General features: G+C 62.1%; 1 protein-coding gene. It reads right to left on the reverse strand.

From position 1 onward, the window contains the following. Window positions 1–86: 86 nt before the first annotated feature. On the reverse strand, window positions 87–1,586 hold the full coding sequence (ltrA, locus tag OIN59_RS25230) for a group II intron reverse transcriptase/maturase (protein ID WP_055399755.1): 1,500 nt from the start codon (window positions 1,584–1,586) through the stop codon (window positions 87–89). Between the last annotated feature and the right edge of the window lie 614 nt (window positions 1,587–2,200).

Genomic DNA, 2,200 nt, shown 5'->3' on the forward strand with positions numbered 1-2,200 from the left:
CGTCGGGTAGCAGCGGCGCATTGCTGCGCCGCCGCCCCCTAAGAACCGGACGTGCGAGTCACCCCGCATCCGGCTCAAGCCATTCTTCAGCACCATGGGGTGGCACCGAACAATCTGACGGAACGTTTCGCGGCTCGACGACGAGCCAGATACGCAGTCCATTCCGGGTCGAACGGATGGGCGGCCCCTGGAACCTTGACATGGCGAGTGACGGGTATCGTCATCGCCCGGAAGAGTTGAAGGCCGACAGTTGTGCCGTCGGCCGAGCCCTTCGTCGCAAAGGCCCAGGACCGTGATCCTCTTACCCGGAAGTAGCGCCTGATGACCCATCGTGCCCCTTTGGCGGGATGCCTGCGCAGAGCCCACCTCCAGAGCATGCGCCAGATGTGATCGTCGATTCGTGAGAAGGTCGCCTTCGCCGCCGCGTGGCGGTGATACATGGCCCAGCCGCGGATCACCGGGTTGAGTTGCCGTATCACCGCCGCCTGCGTAGCGCTCGCGTTTTCCTTGATGATGTCCCTGACCTTGTCCAGCAGCGACTTGATGCTCTTCTTCGCTGGTTTGGTCAGGCACTGGCGACCGTACTTGCGCACGTTCTGACCCAGGAAGTCGAACCCTTGCTCGATATGCGTGATCCGGGTCTTTTCCTCCGCCAGTTCCAGCCCACGCTCCGCCATGAACCGACGGATTGCAGGCAGAACCTGGGATTCGAGCACGTCCTTCGACGTGCCGGAGACCACGAAGTCATCGGCATAGCGGATGACGTTGAGCTTGGCTCTGCGGCGTGCGCGCTCCGATCCACCGGCACTCGCATGCACTGCCGCCTCCAAGCCATCCAAGGCCATGTTCGCGATCACGGGCGAGATGACGCCCCCTTGGGGCGTGCCCGCCCGCGTCTCGAACAAGGATCCCTCATCGACGTAGCCAGCCTCCAGCCATTTGCGCAGGACCGCCTTGTCCATCGGTATGTGCTCCAGCAACCAGGAGTGACTGAAGTTGTCGAAACAACCTCGGATGTCACCCTCCAGAATCCATTGCGCCGACGTGCGGCGTGACAGGACCGTGAAGCACTGTTCGATGGCATCGGCGGCCGCGCGTTCCGGCCGAAAGCCATAGGAGTTCGGGTCCGCCCGTGTCTCCGCGATGGGTTCCAGGGCGAGCTTCCACAAGGCCTGCATCGCCCGGCACCGCATACATGGAATTCCCAGCGGACGCCTCTTTCCATTGCTCTTGGGGATGTAGACCCGCCTCAGCGGCATCGGGCGGTAGCCACGATGCCTCAGCGACAGCATCCCCTTCCATCTGGCCGCCGGGGTCAGCCAGACTCTCCCGTCCACCCCCGGCGTTCTCTTGCCCCTGTTTTCCGTCACTCGCTTGACGGCAAGCAACTTGCCGCTGTGCGAGCGGGTCAGCAGTCGCTGCAAGGCTTTCGCCTTGCCCCACCTGCCTTCCCGAACTGCCTTGGCGATACGCATCTGAAGCCGCTTCACCTCTGCCTCGATCTGGTTCCAGTTCGCCTGGTCCCACATCTGTGCAGCGGGCGAGGACGCACCAGCATCCGGCACCTTCGTGTCGTCCGCCGTCATCTGCTTTTCCTCGTACAACGATTGGTCAAGATTCTCTCGCCATGAATGACCGCGCGGAAGTCTGCCCGCTTTCGCGTCGGGCGATGTCGCAGCCCGTATCCCGTCCATTACAGCCGGGCATTCGCTTTCTCCGCATTCCTCTACCCACCACACCAACAGCGTTCCTCACGGTTCGCCTGCCGTTGCCGGCAGCGTGATGGGCTTACCCTGTTCCGCATGAATTTCCGGATGGTGCGGACCCGTCCTGTGCGCCGGCGGCATTGGTGTCCATGATGGTCCAGAGAACAAAGGACCATGCCTTGCCGCGTACCTTTTGGTTCGAGCCTGTCAGCACGTTTGGCTCGATAGACATTACGACGCGTTGGCGGACGTTCACATGCGTTGGTCGTACCCATCCATCCCTTGCTCCTCTCCGCCTTCATGCTGGCAGATTCCGCCTTGCCTCGCGGCTCGGCGTACCGGATAAACCGGCGGCTACTTTGTCCCCGGAGCTTCACACCGAGCCGTTGCCAGCTCCGCATGTCCGGGTAGGGAACGGCTGATGGAACAGCCGGTTTCATCAGGTCATATCTACCTCCGTGAAACAGAAATTCAAGCGACTTGCAGGTCGCACG

This window comes from Acidovorax benzenivorans (assembly GCF_028680575.1).
Taxonomy (GTDB): Bacteria; Pseudomonadota; Gammaproteobacteria; order Burkholderiales; family Burkholderiaceae_C; genus Acidovorax; species Acidovorax benzenivorans.